This window comes from Hymenobacter saemangeumensis, from assembly GCF_039541835.1.
GTDB classification, from domain to species: domain Bacteria; phylum Bacteroidota; class Bacteroidia; order Cytophagales; family Hymenobacteraceae; genus Hymenobacter; species Hymenobacter saemangeumensis.
The window spans coordinates 1-16,875 of sequence record NZ_BAABGZ010000075.1; the positions used below are offsets into that span (position 1 = coordinate 1).

Genomic DNA, 16,875 nt, shown 5'->3' on the forward strand with positions numbered 1-16,875 from the left:
CTGGCACCTGCACCGTTTCAAGCCCTGGGGCAAGGAGTACGGGATTCCCTATGCCGGCGGCAGCTATTTCGCCGACGATGCCCGGCGGGTCCACCTGGGTGATTTCCCGTGGCAGGTCAACGACAAATTCATCTACACCTACGACTTCGGCGATTACTGGCTCCACCAGGTGCGGGTGGAACAGGTGCTCCCGCCGACCGCCTTGCCGGTCCACCCGGTGTGCGTGAGTGGCCGCCGGGCTTGCCCCCCGGAAGAAGTCGGCGGCCCCCGCGGCTACGACCAGCGCACGCTGGACCAGTTCAGCTGGGCCTACGAAGCCGCGGACCGGCTGCTGGCCGGTGAGGACATCCGGGAGGACGACGTACCGACCTGGTTCTGGACCTATCGGCCGGAGCACTTCGACAAAGGCCAAGTCAATCGAAAACTGGCCAAACTGTATCAACATAAGGGTAATCCCGATTTTCTGTATTCGCAGGGCGGCTACGACTACTTTTTCGCGGATTTAGAATCCTGAAAACTATATCAGAAAAACCAAGTGGTTTTCTTGATACAGTGGATATAGCTTTGCGCCATGCAACAGGCCGTCATTTTCGTGCGCGTCTCCAAAAAGGAGCAAGACTACCAGCGGCAGGTGGAAGACCTGCGCGCCGTGGCCCAAAACCAGGCCGTCCAGGTCGTGGCCGAGATTGCGGAGAAGATTAGCGGGGCGAAAAGGAATCAGGACCGGGAAGGGATTCAGCAGTTATTGGCGCTGAGCCGCCGGGGCGCCATCCAGAAAGTATTGGTGAGCGAAGTCTCGCGCCTGGGTCGCTCCACGGTCGAAGTGCTGCAAATCGTCGAGGAGCTGACCCAGTTGGGCGTCAGCATCTACGTCCAAAACTTTGGGATTGAAACGCTGAAAAACGGCAAGCGGAATCCGGTGGCCCAGTTCCTGTTCACGCTGCTGGCCGAATTTGCGCGCCTGGAGCGCGAGACCCTGCGCGAACGTATTCTCTCGGGCATGGACGAAGCGCGGCGGCAAGGCGTCACGATTGGCCGCCCGGTAGGGGCGACGGAAGACAAAGCCGTCTTTCTGAAAAAGTACGCGGCCGTCGCCCGGCAGCTGCGTGCGGGCCTGAGCGTACGTAACACCGCAAAGCTGTGCGACGTGGCCATCAACACGGTTCGCAAAGTGAAAGCCTTGCTGTAATCCTTAAATCCCTTGATGCCATGAACTTCAAACTACAACTGGTGGCTTGCCTGTCGGAAGGCGACGAGCCCCTGCTCGAAGACGTGTTCACCTGGAGCCGGGAAGACCTGAGCTTGGCCAGCGTGGGCCTGACGCTGGCCGAATCGAAGGAGCTGCTGCAGCGCCTTCAGCAACAGATGATTGGGCAGCAGATAGCGACGCACCTGCAGGGGCAACAGCCCGTCGGCTTACGGAAGAAGGGCAGCTATCCGCTCCAACTGAAAACCTTGTTCGGGAACGTCACGGTCGATAGCCCGCGCTACTATCTGCCGCCCACCGAGGCGGGGCCGAAAACCTACAGCCCCCTGCAGCACCTCTTTCCCCAACATGTAACACCGGAGCGGTTGTATCTGGAAACCAAGTGGGCCAGCCTGATTCCCTACCAGAAAACGGCCGATTTGCTCCACGACGTGCTGCCCCTGAGTGCGAAACTATCGGGCACGACCATTCAGCAGCACCTGCACGCCGTGGTCGAGGCGCAGGAGCAGCAACTGCCGCAGGAAGTGGCCCCTTTTCACGGCGTTTGCCAGCGCGACCGCGAGGCCTTGCCGTGCCCGCCCCGCCCGCTGGTGGTCGGCCTCGACGGCGGCTACGTCCGGCACTGGCATAAAAAAGGCTGTTTCGAGGTGATTGCCGGCAAAAGCATTCCCGCCGAAGGGGGCGCCAAATGCTTCGGCTTCGTGCAGGAAGTCGATGCCAAGCCGCGTCGGCGCGTGTTGGAGGTCCAGCGTTCGCAGGGACTGCAGGCCAATCAGGCCGTGGAATTCTTTACCGATGGCGCCGCGGTGCTGCGGTCGCTGACCAGCTACCTGAGTGCGGAATCCACGCACCTCCTGGACTGGTTTCACCTGACCATGCGCCTGACGGTGCTGCAGCAGTACGCGCTGGGCTTCGCCCAGGCCGACGCGGCCGGGGGAAAAGCGCTGCAAGACGGCTTGACCAGCATCAAATGGCACCTCTGGCACGGCAACGCCGAGCGGGCCCTGGAGAAGATACTGGACCTGGACGACACGCTGGCCACGCACCAGGACGACCCGCTCGTGGCCCGGAAATACAGCAAGTGCAAGCCGCTGGCCCGGCTACTGGCTGATTTTCACACCTACGTGGAGCAAAACAGCGGCTTCATCGTGGACTACTCCGAGCGCCAGCGCTACGGCGAACGCGTCTCCACCGGCTTTGTTGAATCAGCGGTCAACCAAGTCTTGGCCAAGCGGATGGTGAAGCGGCAACAAATGCAGTGGACCAAGAAAGGCGCGCACCTGCTTGTGCAGGCCCGCACGAAGGTGCTCAACGAGGAATGGGAAGACTGTTTTCGGCAGCAGTATCCCGGCTTCCGGTCAGTGCCAGCAGAACCAATGCAGATGGCCGCCTAACCACATTGCCCCACACTTTTTGATGCTCTCCAATGCTTACCTAAGGCTACTGGCGAGCTAATCAGCATCCGAAACGGGTAAGCCAACGGGAGCAAAAAGACGCGAGTTAGCTGTGCCAACTCGTTATACTACTTACCCCTGGTCAAATACCACGAGGCGCGCCGCAATGCCGCGTATGGTGTGCATCACCTCCTCGAAGTCGGGCGCGGGCCGGTGCAGCAGCTCCGGCAACTCGCGCTCGTAGGCGCGGCGGGCCAATTGCAGGTTCGCTGCGTCCTGCTCGTAGGCCCAGCACGCGCTCAGCGGCCGGCCTTTCCACTCGTGGGTGGGGCCCTTCACGCCGGCCGTCACGTCGTCGGCCTGCACGGCGCGCAGCAGTACAAACAGGTCTTCGCCCGGCAGCAGCGCCTGCACGTCGGGGTGGCCGGCGAGCTGGTGCAGGTCGTACAGGTGGCGCACTTTGCTGCTTACGTCCGCGGCCGGGTCCGGCTCGTACGAGGCCCGCACCAGGGCCATGATTTTCTCGGCGAAGGTGCGCCCCAGGCTGAGCACCTGGAAAGCAAAGGGCCGCAGCCCGAACTCGTCCAGCTCCGCTTCCAGGCCCCGCGCCGCAAACACGTCGGCGATATAGGAGCTGAGGGGTAGCTGCACCACCGGATGCGGCTCGCCGAAGGCCGTTATTTCCAGCAGAATATCTTCCCCGGCCACTGTGGAGACGTGCGGGAACGTGCGGGGGTAGCGGTGGTACACCCGCCGTATCTGCCCCAGCTTGTTGTTGCCCGGCACCTCGGGCAATTCTTCGGGGGTTCCCGCCCCCACCGCCGCGTGGTGCACCTGCCTAATGAGGGCCTTCACGGCGGCCCCGGTGCGGCCGCCCAGCAGCACGGCCAGGTCCACGTCTTCCGAGAAGCGGTCGATGAGGCGGTACGCTTTCGACAGGGACGTGCCGCCCTTGAACACGACCTCCCCGGCCACGGGCGACTCGGCCAGGTTGCGCAGCACCCAGGTCACCCAGTAGTCTTTTTCCACCAGGGCCTGGCTCAGCCCGGTTTCGGTGGCCGTCAGAAGTATGGCCTCCCGGAACACGTCGGGCTGGCGGTGCAGGGTCATTGGATTCGCCACAGGTCGCGGTTGGGTAAATCGGCCGCGGACAAGCCGAGGCGGTAAACGGTTAAGGGATTTAGGCTGGCGCGCAGCGCGGGAGTGAGGGCCTTTTCGCCGAGGTCTTCCAGCAGGGCCCCGAGCAAGGCGCGGGTCGCGGGGTTGTAGGAGAGGGCCAGGGTGGCCAGGTGGCGCTTGTCGGCCGCCGGCAAGCGCCGCACCTTTTCCCGTAGCTGGATAATCAATTTAGCCGGCCTGGCGTCGGGCACGCGCTTGATGCGGCGCAGCGCATCGAGCAGTTGCCGCAATTCCACCTCTTCCGGGCGCGTGGCGCCGGCGTTGCGCACGTAGCGCACCCGCACCGTGCCGATTTGCTTGGCCGGTTTGGGCCGGGGTGTAGCAATTTCAATTTCCCGCGGCACCTGGGTCGTGAGCCCGAGCCGGTTAAAGATGGCCGCGCCGGTGGGGTATTCCAGCCCCCCCGTCGCCGCCGGCTGCAGCAAGGTTTCCAGCACCTGCTGCTCGCTGGGCGGCACCGGCCCAAAGCGGCCAGTGGGCGCGACCCGGTAGCGGCCCTTGGCCACGCGCTGCACCTGCCCCGTACGCGTCAGCCGGTTCAAGGCCGAGGCCACGGCCGGCGCGCTCAACCCCAGCTGCTCGAAATCCGCGAAGCGCACAATCTGGCCCGGCGTCAGCTGTTGCAGACGCCGCAGCAGGCGCTGCTGGGTAGGAGAGGTGCGGGAACGGCTCATGGGTAGTAAACGAAAAGTGAAGATACATCATCACCCGAAACGCAAAGTTTTTTTGATTAAAAACTTTGCGTTTATCCCCGTAAACGTCTGGCTGCAAATGAAAATTGCGAGTGGATTGCTGGGGATTGCATCTTGGTTGAGGAATCGAAGGCACGTTAATGAACGGATGAGGCAAGGTGGCTGTAGATGCCGGTGCCGGAAGTAATTTTACCCGACGCTTTAAAGGCTCCCTCGACGTTTACTTCTTCCGGTACGCCCAATGCAACTACCAACCCCGCTCATCCTAGAAGATTGGGAAGATTACCTTACCGGGCTGCACCCAGAGCCAGGACCGACGCTACCCTTTAGATTGGTGGTAGAGGTCGAAAGCTGGCCACACGAGGCAGCAGACCTGTTTCAGCGGGCAAGCCCGGCCCGTCCCTATCCCCACAGCACCGGCGCCAGCCCGGACGAGCGCACGCGGATGAGATGGGCACTCAATAGCATGAGGAGTTATCTGACGGAGAAGCTGGAGGCCTTGGTCCAACGCTATTATGCGGTGAGCGGGCACCTCCCGCTGCCAAGCGACGAGTTTATTGTCACGGCTGATGCGGAAGAGGATAGAAGGTGGGCCGGAGTCTATGCCGTCAAAAAGCGAATAGCAGGGTACTCGGCTGATAATACGGTCCTGGTAAGGCTAATTGTGGCCGAGCTGGAATGGCAGGAAGGGGTGACGGGCTTCTCGCATAGCTCCACCTAAGTCCACGCGCTGAGCGCGACACCAGACACGGGAGCAGGCTTGTGCCTGTTCATGCTGGGATTTATTTATGGCTGGGTATCGGCTCAACTTGCTTGGGCTGGAGCTGCTGCATTTGCGCCTCGAGCTTCCGCAGGCGGGCATTTACCTCATCAGAGCCGGCATTCGCTTGGTAGGCGATGTAGGTGGCTATCATCGTAACGGCCAAGCTGAAGCCCGCGACCCATGCACTAATCTTTGCGATTCGGGTGCTGCCTACGGTGGCGGCAACGCCTTGCCGGTTCAGCTCAAGCTGTTCATCTTCCCGCTGGCGTTGCTGCTGCTGTTGGGCCGCTTGTTGCTGGACATAAGCCCAGTAGCCGCCCGGGCTCTGGGCGATGCTTTGCCCTTTTGTGGTCAGTTCGGAAAGGCGGTTCTGGTTTGGGCCATCCGCATTTCGGACCAAGCCTTCCGCCTGCATGACTTCTCGTAGAAACCGGCCGTCCTCTTTCGAAATGCCAAGTTCGTTGTTGCCATCATAGAGGAAAATAATGCCGGTATTCCCGTTGATGCCAACCAGCATTTGGGCCAGGATGTCATGGATGACTCTCTGTTGCGCTGGCGTCACAATCATAAAAGAGAAGAAAGATTAAGACAATTACTCAATTACAATCATCTGGGTAATGACATCCCCTTGGTTTTCGAGGCGCACCACGTACTGACCGGGAGCCAGCTTCCCTACGCTGACAAGCGCGTTACTGCTGTGCTCCAGGATTACCTGGTGGTGTACCTCCTGGCCCAGAGAGTTGAGCATCGACAGCTGGGATGGGCCCGTTGAAGTAGCGGGCAACGCAATCAGAAACGGGCCAGGTGCACTCGGATTGGGATACATCGCGAAAGAGGGCTGGTGGCTTCGGGCGCGGGTGGACAACGGCACAGCTACGACGCGCACGATAAAGCCATCGTTGTAGGTGGCGTTAACCGTAAAGCTGGTGCCGGCCAGGGTCGTGGTGGTGGCCCCCGTCGCTTGCGGAATGCGCAACAGCCCGACGACCACGGGAGCGGCGCTGCCGGCCGCATCCGCCGCAATCCCCAGCGCCTGTTCAGATGCAGGCCCGCCGTCCCGCCGTACACCCCGAAACATGCCTTGGGTGGTATAAACAGCAGCAAATAAGTCGGAATCGCCGGCACTGGTCACCTGGGTGGTAGAACCAAAGGTGCAGGTGCCCTGAAATGAGCCGCCGACCACTAGCTGCCCCGTCGCCGGGGTGAGCGACAGGCAAGTGGCTGCGTTGCTGGCCGTCCCGCTCCCGCGCATGCTCTGCGCCCATTGCACCGCGCCTTGCATACTGAACTTCGCCACAAACCCATCCAAATAGGTACTGCGACCCACAAGCGGGGTAGTGCCCCCCAAGACCAAGGTGCCGCTGAAGCTGTTGGCCACGTAGAATCCTGATGCATCGGCTTGTACCGCTGGGGCCGTCACCCACGAGGATAGGCCCAATAAATACGCCCACTGCAGGGCTCCTGTTTGGCTATCATAGCCCACGGCATATTGCCCCGTGGGAGAGGTGAGAACGGATTGGGTACTAAATGTGGCGGTGCCCGCAAACAACCCAGTGCCAATTAGGGTCGTGCCCGAGAGGACTAAATGGCCGCCGGATACATTGGTGCCGGTTCCTTCCTTGGCCCATAGCTGCTGACCCTGAATGGAGTACTTGCGCACGAAGCTGGTTTTGGTACGCACCCCACTTGATACCACTTCCCGGGTACCGGTCACGTAGCTGTTGGTCGAAGCGTCTACGACAACGTCAGTGCAGGCAAAGTCCCCGCTGGGAGAGTTGACCTTCCAGGCAGCTAGTGGCACCCCGAGGGGGCTGTACCGAACCACGTAGCCTTCCTTTGCGGCCCCAGTGGTGCTCGTCAACGTGAAGCTGCCGACGGTAAACGTTCCCTGGAAACTGCCGGCAACCGTCACGTTGCCCGTGCCATCCACGGCCACGGCCTCCCCAAAGGACCGGCCCGAGCCCGTGGCTCGTTGAATCCAGAGCAGTGCGCCCTGAGGAGAGAACTTGGCCACAAAAAGCGTTTCAATGGCGATGCCAGGGCTACTATTGGCGAGCACAGTGGCACCGTTGATGGTCATGGCTCCGGTGAAATTTCCGGTCACATAGCTGTTGCCGCTGCCATCGAGTACTACGGCCGTGGGGAGCGTGCCATCAACCCCGGACAACGCCTTTGCCCATTGGGCGTGGCCGGGTATCGCACTAAAAACAAGGCAGAGGGTGATAAAGAGCAACGAGTAGAGATTCTTCATGCGGTACCGGATAGAAATGCGAACAAACAGACAGATTCGGCCCAAAGCTACAGAGGCGCTTCTGCGCCAAAAGGCTTGCGTGTGCGAACGACAGGGAGTACAGCTTGGCGTGCTGCAATTTCCGGTTGCTGAAAGGGTTCGTGCAGCCGGCAGCGTGCTCGTCCCTGAAAGAGGGCACGCTTTGCCGATGAATTGAGCAGTGCCAGAGCAAGCAAAACTGCTTTTGTCAGTGACTACAGATTGAGCGCCTGCTGCACCAGCTTCTTTGCCTCAGTTGCTTCCTTCTTCTCCTCGGCCTTGGCCTGCTTGGCATCCTCCAGCGCTTGCTTGCCAGCACGAACGAACGCCGCGTTGCAGTAGCGGAGTTTATCGTCTATGTGCCGGTTCGAGCGGTTCTTCAGCTCCCAGGCGCGCAGCAGCTCCAACACCCCGGCCTGTTTAAGAATGGGGGCATACTGCACAATGTTGCGGTCCGTTACCTTCCACTCGCGCAGGCGCTGGACGATGCTCCCGGTTTCGGTGTGTTGCAGCCAAGACTCCGGGATGTCTTTGAGCGCCGGCCCTTTTTTCAAGTCGAAGCGCAGGCGGATAATCTTTTTTCGGCCTTTTACCGCCCGCGTGATTTCGTAGATGGGGGTAAAGGTGAATTCGTAATCGGTGCCCGCTAACTCTTTCAGCGGCTCCTTCATGGTGTAGTCAATCAGGAGCTTGGTTTTAGGATACTTCAGTAGGGGGTTGCCCTCCTTGTCTTTTTTGACTTGCCCGCGCTTGTCGTATTCATACCAGCAATCCATGTATTGCCGGTACTCATCCACGGGGACCTCCCAAAATCCTTTGTCCTGAAAGGCGGACAGAATCTCGAAGAACCGCATGCTGTACCAGCTCTTCAAGTTCATGTAACCGTGCAGCGGAAACTTACTGTAGTGCGCAGCCTTTACTAGGTAGGGGGCCAGCTGCGGATTCAGCAGGATGGTGATAACCCCGTCCTTGTAACCAACCCGCCGTTCCTTAGTCGTGTCCAAAAGGTGGCGGAAGTACCATTCCGAGCGGTCGATGCTCTCGAATTCCCACTTCACATCGGCCAACTCGTACAGGGCCCCCTTAATTTTTGAGTAAGCCGTGTCTATTTCGATATCCGTGCCCTCCAGAATCGAAGAAACGTGAATCTGGTAGAATTCACGCAGCTGGTAGTCATTGTCCCGAATCTGGTCGATGACCCTGGCCAGGATGCGCTTGCTGTACACCGAAATTTTCTTCTGGTGAGCAAACGTGACGTTCCAGTGTTGCTTGACCTCACCGCGGTACTCCGGCTCGTATTTGAGGTCCAGCTCCAGCATGGGAACGGAGGAGGAACGCGCTACACGTTTGTCAGCCATAAAAAGGTATCGTTGGTGGTAGTGTTAACGGGTAATGCAAGATAACGGCAAAAAAGAAAGTAGCAAGTCAAATCAGGTGTCAAACTTACCTTTCTAAGGAGCCCGGCTACCTACCAAAAACTTACCCTTTTCATACTTGAGGGGCAATATGACCTATCCAGAACTTACTTTTTTGCCTGACGAAGTTTCTGCAAGCAGCTCATAAGCCAGAGCTACGGCTGCAGAAGGAAGCCTATAGTACCTGTCCAGAACTTACCTTTTTGCCAATTGAAGGAATATCAACCCAGTTCCTTACCCTAGCTGGTACCTGTCCAAAGCTTGCCTTTTTGCCATCAACCACTGTGGATAAGTACCTGTCCAAAGCTTACCTTTTGCCTGTCCAGAACTTGCTTTTCAAGTCGGGTAACCTGTCCAAAACTTACCCTTAGGAGCAATGGCACCTGTCTGTATCTTACCTTTCACCTGTCCAGAACTTACCTTTTGGCTGTTTACTCCTTATAGTAAAACTATCTTGTAGGTTTTTAACTAATCAGTAAAAAAACGACTATTTAGTCTGTCGGAACGAAAAAGCATTTAGGGTATAAAAACGGGGAATGGGACAAAACAAAACAGTCTAAAAAAGCACAAACCGCGAATTCCGGGATTGCACTTTTTTACTATTTTATGCTATTATTTTATAATGCTTGTGCCCTTGCGGTCCCACTTCGACGGGCAAAAACTGTCTCATGTTAAGCCGGACCCCGTTCTTCGGACTGTAAGTGCAGAATAAGCCCCAATGGGGGCTCCAGGTGCCACGTTCAGGCATGCAGGCAAGTTCACCCTTCGCTATGGCGCTGCCACCGTCATAGGGCCAGAATTGATTGAAAGTGTGCCAAAGCGCAGGCGTGCTAAATGGCCCCATTTGGTGATTATCAGAGGAGCAGACTCATGTTGCACTTCGAGAAGCCCCCAGTATATTATATACTCTTTTCAGAACCAGGAACTTATGGTTGCCGGCCGCAGCAGTAGAGCTTCTCTACGTGCACGAGGCGAGCCAACGTTGACGAAGAACAAAAAAGCCGGCCCTCAAGGGCCGGCTTCTTGCCGAGGCTTCTAATAAAGTCCCAGGAGAGTCGCCACCCACTCACAACACGCCCGTAGCGTGTCGAAATGATTGTCCGCAAACCTAACGCTGGTGTTCAAAAGCATGAACAGGGGCGCGTAGGCCTGAAGGGTGGTGCCGATGGTTTTCCACCGGGAGGCTGTGCCCTTCCTGCGGGAAGGGAATTTTTGGAGAAGAGCCATCACGAAGTGCGTTAGGCGTTACCAATCTCCCGCCACACATACAGCATTCAGCTTACAGCATGGCATTGGGCTCAGCGATTCCGAGACCCGGTTTCATTCTCATGGTGGGATGGCCGTAAGGCTATCCCCAACTTCTTACATCATTCATCAGCGGGACAGTCCACTCGGACTGTTCATAAAAATACTCTCAAAAAACCAGATGGCCAACACCGTCAACCATACATTGTCAGCCCAGAGTGTCGTTTAAGCAGCTAAGCACATTCAATATTGGATGTTTAGTGAGTAAGCGAGTCAGCATCGAAGCTGGCCAATTCTGCTCGAAAACGCTCTAAACCGACCTTGGTGGCCAAGAAGAACATGTAGCGCATCTTGCCCCGCACGGGCCCAACATCAAAACCCAACTGCCGTGACTGGTAGCCAAACACGCGCAGCAGGTTGCCAATCAACTTCGGCTCCTGCGGCGTGAGCGGGCCGTAATACACGCGGTCCAGCTGCTCACGGGTGACCGGCAGATTTAAATCGCTGCAACTCTCCAGCAGCCCGGGCAACTCCGCCGGCGGGTACGAGCGCAGGTGGCCGCGTACCAGTCGTAGCGCTTCCTCGTACATCACGCCCAGAGACGCATCAAACGCGGGAAAATCAGCTTCAAATCGTTCCGCGGAGTCGTCATCAAACTTCATACAGCAGGGGCAGGGTGGTGATTAGAGGAAGAAAGCCCGCCTCACTATTACAGTGCGTCGGGCTTTTGAAGCGCTCCTACGAGCGCTGTAAATTTACGGAGCCCGCCGACTCGGGATATGCCAAGTTCTTAAAAAGAGCCCCCCGTGACCAGCTTTGATGAGCCATACCCCAAGTATACCAGGTCGCGCTCGGAGGAGAACGATTGGTTTACAACGCCTTAAAACAAAGGAAGGGCAAGCGGTTGTTGCACTGGGCCTGCACAGGACCCTGGAACCACGAACGCTGGAAGCACTCATCATTGACCGGCAGGATGCTCCCGGTGAGCAGCCCGTATTGCTTGGCCGGCTACTGAAGTTTGACCCCTACTTTGATTTGGTATTTGACCAGGGTGCCCTGCAGTACCTGCAGCAAGCGCATGGTGTATGGGTCGCAAAACCGCATCGCGCCCGCCATTGACCGACCGCAGCGAAGTAGCTTGAATAAAAGTTCAAGACTTTACCTGGTACAATTACATTTGCCCGATGCGCTACTTGTTTGTCCTATTACTGACCGTGTGCGCAAATTCTGAAGCCTTTGCCCAAAGCATCCTGACCATAGCAGAAGCCAGAAGTTTTCTGGCAAAGAGTCAAAGCTCAATTGAGGCGGTCCTTACCACCAAATGCATCAAGCCAAGCGAGGGGACAGAAAGCATTGCCCAGGAATTTGCCCAAAATGAACTGTGTTCAAAAGCAAGGTTTCAAGCAGAAATTCTAGTAAAATCGGGCTGATGGGGAATTCCAGATTTGACGATGGCACAGGCCTGCTTGAGGAGTTTGTTACACACGGCAATCAAGGCCAGCTTACCGTTTTTGCCTTTTGCTACGAGCCGGTCATACAGGGCTTTGCAGGACACATTCGCCTTTTTAGCGGAAAAGCTGCACATAAACAGCTTGCTGCGAATCAGCCCGCCGCCCATGCGCGTGATGCGCGACTTGCCCCGCACACTCGTTCCCGAACTGTACTCGCGGGGGCATAGCCCCGCTTTGGCCGTGAGTTGTCGGTACGCCTCCACTTGTGCAAAGCCTTTGGCAAAAAGCAGCAACAGGGCGGCCGTTTTGCGGCCAATGCCGGGAATAGAGCACAACAAAGGCATCTCCCGGGCGTAGTGGCGTTCCAACAAGCCGACCAGTTCCGTTTCCAGCGCCTGGATTTGCTCCTCCAACCGACTCAGGGCCTGGCGCAGGTGCTGCTCGGCTTTGGCACTCACCACCGGGTGCTGCTGCAAGGCTTCCAGCGAGTTAAGTGTCATCGTCTTTTGCCGAATCAGTTGTTCGCTCACTTGTTCCAACTGCCGGCACTCGACCAGTACGGCCTCGTCTGGCTGCCACTGCTTCGGTGCCTGCTGTTGGCCGTAGCGCAACAACCACTGGGCGTCTTTGCGGTCGCTCTTGCCCTTGCCCAGGTGCATCTGAATGAAGCGCCTCACCACCAGCGGATTGACAACGGCCACTCGCGCCCCCTGTTCGACCAGGTGATAGGCCAGGGCCAGGTAGTAGGAGCCGGTGGCTTCCATCACGTACAAGCACTCTGCCCCACAGCGGCGCACGAGCTGCTCAAAGCCGGCTTTCGAATTGCTCACTTCCGTATGCTGGAGCCGGGTTTCCACCGCATAGCACACGGCCAGCGTGGCTTTGCTCACATCGATACCTACGACGGGTAAGGTAACATCCATTGAGAAAAGAAATTAAGTGGCTAAAATCTGACCAAACAGTGATTTCCAGGGAGCTATTTTCAATCCTGATACAGGCTCTCAGGCCTTATGGAACTGTCCAACGTCACCCAAGAACAGGGAGGGGATGCTCATTTCAGACGGGCTCTACATACGCCCTTCACTCTAATCCACCTTATTCCCCCCTGTCACTGTCAGCACCTGAATGTAAGCCCGAGGCAAACATAGGATCTCTCTAAGCTAACCAACAAAAAGCTCTTGAGGAAGGGCTACGTGCACCCGGGCAATTATGCCATCATGGATGTCTTTAACAAATCCGGTGCTTGCGTCGCCTTTCAATTCGGCACCAAGCGTCCCAAGGAGGGTGAGATAAAAGCGTTGGCCACGGCCCTGCTGAACGCAGGATATATGAAATGGGAGGACCGGGAAAGTGAAAACGGAGAGTTTAATATCCGGTCGTACACCAAAGGCGATGTCATGTTTACCCTATCGGCTTATTACAGCGGCGGTTATACGCTGACGGCATACCAGCAATCTGCCTTCAAATAGCCCTCATCCTACATCTGGTCACCCAGCCTTATGCCTGTCGCCTATCCATCCCTGTTGAGGCCTACAACCACGGAATCATTGACCGGCAGCGGTCAGGTGCTGACGGTTCCAAAAGTCGAATTACAGCTCCGCCCGTGGCTTGGTGACCCCATCCACAACACGTTCGGCAATAAACCCCTGATTGACTTCGGCGGCCGCCCTGTGTTTGCCGAACTCTGCGTATACGAGCTGTTCCGGCTCGCCGGCTGGCAGGCCCGGTGGGTGGAAACCTACGGTGCCGGGGCCATGACCCCTCACCACTTTACGGCGTGGGCGGAGGCCGGCCTTGCCGGCCAGCAGCACGACCCCATCCCGGACCCGGCGGTGCAGGACCTGCTGCACCAAATGGCGCAGGCCAACGGCAACAGCTACGCGGGGTGTTGGGATGTGGTCGGCTGGAACGGTGGTTCCGTGGTGTTTGCCGAACTCAAACGCCTTAAGAAAGACCGAATCCGCGCCACGCAACCGCGTTGGGCAGAGGCCGGCCTGCAAGTAGGCCTGCAGTCTGAAAACTTCCTGCTGGTGGAGTGGGACTTTGCCGGGGTATGAGGGCACGGAGGCCCCTTCAATGCACGCGCTGCTGGCTATAGCCGGGCCAGCAGTTTGCTCAGGTCGCGAAACCGAGGGGTTGTATCGGCCCAGCTGTAGTAGAGCACCTGGACCTTCCACCGATGCAACTGATCTGCCACGTCAGCCGGCAGCTTCTCCGGCAACACCAGCACCAGGCTGGCGCCTGCTTCACCCGCACTGTATAGGAGCAACTGGCCCAAGCCGGTGCAAATGCTTTGGGTGCTTACCCCGGTTTTTACTTCAAACAACAGCCGTAGCGTGTTGCCCTCGGTGAGCATCAGGTCCCGGTGGCGGTCGTTTCGAACCTGCCAGCCGTGGCGGGCGGCGGTTTTGCCCAAGCGCTTGGCCAGTTCGTTGACCACGAGCCCGTGCGTTAGCTCAGTTGGCCCACTCGTGGTGCGCGTGCCAGTGCCCGTCTTTTCGGTAGTAAACCCTTGGTTATCGAGGGTCAGCAAGGACGCGGCAATGCCGCTCAGCTCCGAAACGCTTCCCAAGGTTTTTACCCGGTGTACCTCCCACACAAAGGTGGCCAACTGCTGGGCAAAGAAGCGGGACCGCAGTTGGCCAACTACAAAACACTCCGTTTCCTGACCGTTCTCTTCGCGGAGCCACATATGCTCGGCCCGACATTCGTTGAGCATCAGGCTGAGCCCCACGCCCCTTTTGCCTCCGCCGAGGTGGCCCCGGTGGATGACCACAGGGTTATTGGCCGCATCCAGCGCAAAGGCCGCGCCGACGCGACGGGGCTTGCGGTCGTATTCCTGAAAATTGATTTGCACGACCATGGACGGGCTTTTGCCTACCCCGAAGGCATTCCACTGCAGGTTTCCCGGACTCGTCCAAACATCTAATTGGGGAGAATAATCTGCATCCGTCGCGGCGGTACCGCCCCGGTGCCCAATGTGAAAATCTGGGAGATGGACGGAAAAAAGGGTTTTGCTCTCCAGGAGCTGCCGGAAGTCTGCGTAGAGCTTTTTGACTTGTTTCGGGTCGCTGATAAGCCGTAGCATGCAGAATTTATAAGGGACGAAGAGGTAATCAATAAGCAGGGCCTAGTTAGCGGCCGCAGGTTTCGAGAGCTTTTTTACTGATTGGGGCCTCGGGCCAAGCCTTCGCATAGACTCGACGAACGTTAGGGATACGATGCCGAGCCTTAGCAGATGTACACCGGCGCAGGCCGCGGTGGCGTCGAGACAAGTAGGAGCGCGAGGAGGTAGGTCATGGTAGGGGCGAAGAAATCATGGGCCCCGGCGGGGCTTCTTGGGCTGGCAAGCTTAGCCGGCAGCTGGGGGACGCCGGAGGACCTGGCGCAGCTCCGCCGCGGCCGCTTCGGCCGCGCCTTTGGGACGGCTCACCCACCCGGTGTAGAGCAAGTGCCGGTAGTCCGGGGAAACCGGTATGCGGTACAGGTGCAGGTATAAAAACGCCATGTCATACCAGTAATCGGTGTGGGCTTCGGGAGGGGACCCCCAGTGGTGAAAGGTCCGGTGCAGGTAGCTGTTGACGGCGAAGTTATCGTCGGCCCGCAGGTAGAGCTTTGCTGAGGTCTTCAGGTGCTGCAACATCTGGCCCATCTCCGCATGAAGGCCGGCATCATCCAGTCCCGGCCACTTTTTTTGGGCGTAGGCATACCAATTGAACGCATGGCCCAGGTTGATGATGGTTTGGGTTGCTTCAGGTGAGAGCCCGGTGTTCATAGCCGCGTAAATAGGTCCGTTAACAGCTTAGTGAACAGGCAGGGTCGTGAACATCAGGTACCCGCAGATGGGGGCAACCAGCAGGCCCAGCAAGCCCAAGATGGGCGCCCCCACCCGGTTTTGCAGGCGACCGGTCACAAACATGAGGGCCAGGCTGGCCGCGAAGAGCACGAGCGGAGCCCACCAGACCACTTTGTAGCCATAATAAAGTAGGAAGCCATACTCGGCCACCATGCTGGCCAGGCCCGCAATGGAGACGACTGCCCCCGCCGCTTGGCTAGCGCCCCGAAAGTCCTTTGCGTAGAGCTGGAGGTTATGGGCAAAGAGGGTAAATACCAGAAAGGCCAACGCATTGGCCGTGTTGAAATGGTCCATCAGGAAGAAATGGCGTTCGGGCGAACGAGGATGTAAATGTTGCGGCCCGGCAGGTAATGGGCGCAGGATAAGCCAGCGAAACTACGCATAATCCCGGTCTAGCACACACCGACTAACGGTCACTGCGCGGGCGTGTATTTCTCCTACAATGGCCCGGCCCGGACAGGTGTGGGAGCCCCATTTACATCTGCTTTATCCAGCGCGACAAGTTTTGGCGTCCTCGGCGGCCACCTTCGTGCAAGACGTATGAAAGAGACCCTACCATGCCCCCTGATTTCTGCCCTTGCCAGCGGAGCAGACCAGGCGGACCTGCTGCTTACGGCCTGGCGGCAGACGGCCGCTGCCACCCCGGCGGTTCAGCAAATGACTTCGGCCGCCGACCAGCAGTTGCGGGCGGTCGTACAACTCATGCTGGCTGAAACCGGCGACGTGAATGTGGATTACCATAACGTGTGGGAGGTGTTGGCCGGCGCAGCGGCCCTCCGCGTTGGAATGGTCACGGCCAGTGGCGCCAATCGAGCGGAAGACGCCAGGCACCGGGTGTGGCGGGAGGCCACTCGACTAGGCGATGACGCAATGCCGGCCCACCGCATGTTGCTGGTGATTCGCAGCGGCACCGAAACCGAGCTGGAGATGGACGAACTGACCCACCTCGTGGAATACCTGGGAAGCCAGGTAGATAATCAGGCAGAGGTCATTTTTGGGCACAGCCTGGTGGCCGGGTCGGGCGCGAGCATACAAGTACTGCTGCTGCTCAGCCGGCGCTAATTCTTTCCCCTATTGCCCCCATGTTGCGTCGTTTGCGAATTGTTGCCGCTGCCTCCGAGCCCACAGCCTGCGTCGCGCAGCACCCCCGGCTGGCCACCGTTCCGCCCTTTGTGCTCGCGGTGGCGCGGCAATACCCGGACCGGGGGCTTAGTCTGGTGCAATTAGCGGTCATCGGCGAAGCGGGCTGGCTCGCCGCGCAGCGACACTACGGCGCCGATACTGCGGGGCTTGCGCGGTGGGGGACCCGGTGGGCGCGGGAGCGCATTCTGCAGGTGCTAGGGGCTCGTCTGGGCGAAAACCCGCCCCCCTCCTAAAAGGGCTTTGCCCGCCGGTTTCAATCCT

19 protein-coding genes are annotated in these 16,875 nt (G+C 58.4%); 9 read left to right on the forward strand and 10 right to left on the reverse strand.

Features of this window, described 5'->3' with window-relative positions:
• The 3 genes from ABD919_RS18535 to ABD919_RS18545 form a co-directional block, all read left to right on the forward strand.
• On the forward strand, positions 1–514 hold a 514-nt coding region (locus tag ABD919_RS18535; RefSeq protein ID WP_345237547.1), incomplete at its 5' end, for a plasmid pRiA4b ORF-3 family protein.
• A gap of 57 nt (positions 515–571) precedes the next feature.
• Entirely contained in the window at positions 572–1,189 is a 618-nt protein-coding gene (locus ABD919_RS18540) for a recombinase family protein (RefSeq protein ID WP_345237548.1), read from the forward strand.
• Positions 1,190–1,209: 20 nt separating this feature from the next.
• Positions 1,210–2,601, forward strand: coding sequence for an ISKra4 family transposase (locus tag ABD919_RS18545; RefSeq protein WP_345237549.1), 1,392 nt, complete (start codon positions 1,210–1,212; stop codon positions 2,599–2,601).
• A 132-nt stretch (positions 2,602–2,733) separates the two neighbouring features.
• On the opposite strand, the gene ABD919_RS18550 is transcribed toward ABD919_RS18545, so the two are convergent.
• Positions 2,734–3,711: a nucleotidyl transferase AbiEii/AbiGii toxin family protein gene (locus tag ABD919_RS18550; RefSeq protein ID WP_345237550.1), complete on the reverse strand. Its 978-nt coding sequence runs from the start codon at positions 3,709–3,711 to the stop codon at positions 2,734–2,736.
• Positions 3,708–4,454 carry a type IV toxin-antitoxin system AbiEi family antitoxin domain-containing protein gene (locus ABD919_RS18555; protein ID WP_345237551.1) on the reverse strand — a complete coding sequence of 249 codons (747 nt, stop codon included), beginning with the start codon at positions 4,452–4,454 and terminating at the stop codon, positions 3,708–3,710. Before ABD919_RS18555 ends, ABD919_RS18550 begins: the two co-directional genes overlap by 4 nt.
• A gap of 259 nt (positions 4,455–4,713) precedes the next feature.
• Between ABD919_RS18555 and ABD919_RS18560 the strand changes: the two genes are divergently transcribed.
• Positions 4,714–5,193: a hypothetical protein gene (locus ABD919_RS18560; protein ID WP_345237552.1), complete on the forward strand. Its 480-nt coding sequence runs from the start codon at positions 4,714–4,716 to the stop codon at positions 5,191–5,193.
• Positions 5,194–5,254: 61 nt separating this feature from the next.
• On the opposite strand, the gene ABD919_RS18565 is transcribed toward ABD919_RS18560, so the two are convergent.
• The 4 genes from ABD919_RS18565 to ABD919_RS18580 all read right to left on the reverse strand — a co-directional run bounded on the left by ABD919_RS18565 (position 5,255) and on the right by ABD919_RS18580 (position 10,826).
• Positions 5,255–5,803 carry a hypothetical protein gene (locus ABD919_RS18565; protein WP_345237553.1) on the reverse strand — a complete coding sequence of 183 codons (549 nt, stop codon included), beginning with the start codon at positions 5,801–5,803 and terminating at the stop codon, positions 5,255–5,257.
• A gap of 24 nt (positions 5,804–5,827) precedes the next feature.
• Positions 5,828–7,486 carry a T9SS type A sorting domain-containing protein gene (locus ABD919_RS18570; protein WP_345237554.1) on the reverse strand — a complete coding sequence of 553 codons (1,659 nt, stop codon included), beginning with the start codon at positions 7,484–7,486 and terminating at the stop codon, positions 5,828–5,830.
• A 233-nt stretch (positions 7,487–7,719) separates the two neighbouring features.
• Entirely contained in the window at positions 7,720–8,862 is a 1,143-nt protein-coding gene (locus ABD919_RS18575; protein ID WP_345237555.1) for a replication initiation protein, read from the reverse strand.
• Positions 8,863–10,421: 1,559 nt separating this feature from the next.
• Positions 10,422–10,826, reverse strand: coding sequence for a hypothetical protein (locus tag ABD919_RS18580; protein WP_345237556.1), 405 nt, complete (start codon positions 10,824–10,826; stop codon positions 10,422–10,424).
• Between the two features lie 522 nt (positions 10,827–11,348).
• On the opposite strand from ABD919_RS18580, the gene ABD919_RS18585 reads away from it, so the two are divergent.
• Positions 11,349–11,594, forward strand: coding sequence for a hypothetical protein (locus ABD919_RS18585; RefSeq protein WP_345237557.1), 246 nt, complete (start codon positions 11,349–11,351; stop codon positions 11,592–11,594).
• On the opposite strand, the gene ABD919_RS18590 is transcribed toward ABD919_RS18585, so the two are convergent.
• Positions 11,564–12,538 (reverse strand): IS110 family RNA-guided transposase, encoded by a 975-nt coding sequence (locus ABD919_RS18590; RefSeq protein WP_345237558.1) that lies wholly within the window; start codon positions 12,536–12,538, stop codon positions 11,564–11,566. The two genes, ABD919_RS18585 and ABD919_RS18590, sit on opposite strands and share 31 nt — an antisense overlap.
• 255 nt (positions 12,539–12,793) lie before the next feature.
• Between ABD919_RS18590 and ABD919_RS18595 the strand changes: the two genes are divergently transcribed.
• Positions 12,794–13,084: a hypothetical protein gene (locus tag ABD919_RS18595; RefSeq protein WP_345237559.1), complete on the forward strand. Its 291-nt coding sequence runs from the start codon at positions 12,794–12,796 to the stop codon at positions 13,082–13,084.
• Between the two features lie 30 nt (positions 13,085–13,114).
• Positions 13,115–13,672, forward strand: coding sequence for a hypothetical protein (locus ABD919_RS18600; protein WP_345237560.1), 558 nt, complete (start codon positions 13,115–13,117; stop codon positions 13,670–13,672).
• 35 nt (positions 13,673–13,707) lie between these two features.
• On the opposite strand, the gene ABD919_RS18605 is transcribed toward ABD919_RS18600, so the two are convergent.
• The 3 genes from ABD919_RS18605 to ABD919_RS18615 form a co-directional block, all read right to left on the reverse strand.
• Positions 13,708–14,703 (reverse strand): hypothetical protein, encoded by a 996-nt coding sequence (locus ABD919_RS18605; RefSeq protein WP_345237561.1) that lies wholly within the window; start codon positions 14,701–14,703, stop codon positions 13,708–13,710.
• 264 nt (positions 14,704–14,967) lie between these two features.
• Positions 14,968–15,390: a hypothetical protein gene (locus tag ABD919_RS18610; RefSeq protein ID WP_345237562.1), complete on the reverse strand. Its 423-nt coding sequence runs from the start codon at positions 15,388–15,390 to the stop codon at positions 14,968–14,970.
• 27 nt (positions 15,391–15,417) lie between these two features.
• Complete coding sequence (locus ABD919_RS18615; RefSeq protein WP_345237563.1) at positions 15,418–15,765, reverse strand: hypothetical protein; 348 nt, start codon at positions 15,763–15,765, stop codon at positions 15,418–15,420.
• A gap of 246 nt (positions 15,766–16,011) precedes the next feature.
• Between ABD919_RS18615 and ABD919_RS18620 the strand changes: the two genes are divergently transcribed.
• Together ABD919_RS18620 and ABD919_RS18625 are read left to right on the forward strand one after the other, a co-directional pair.
• On the forward strand, positions 16,012–16,533 hold the full coding sequence (locus ABD919_RS18620) for an FtsZ/tubulin family protein (RefSeq protein WP_345237564.1): 522 nt from the start codon (positions 16,012–16,014) through the stop codon (positions 16,531–16,533).
• 20 nt (positions 16,534–16,553) lie between these two features.
• Positions 16,554–16,847, forward strand: a complete 294-nt coding sequence (locus tag ABD919_RS18625) for a hypothetical protein (RefSeq protein WP_345237565.1) — start codon at positions 16,554–16,556, stop codon at positions 16,845–16,847.
• The last annotated feature ends 28 nt before the right edge of the window (positions 16,848–16,875 follow it).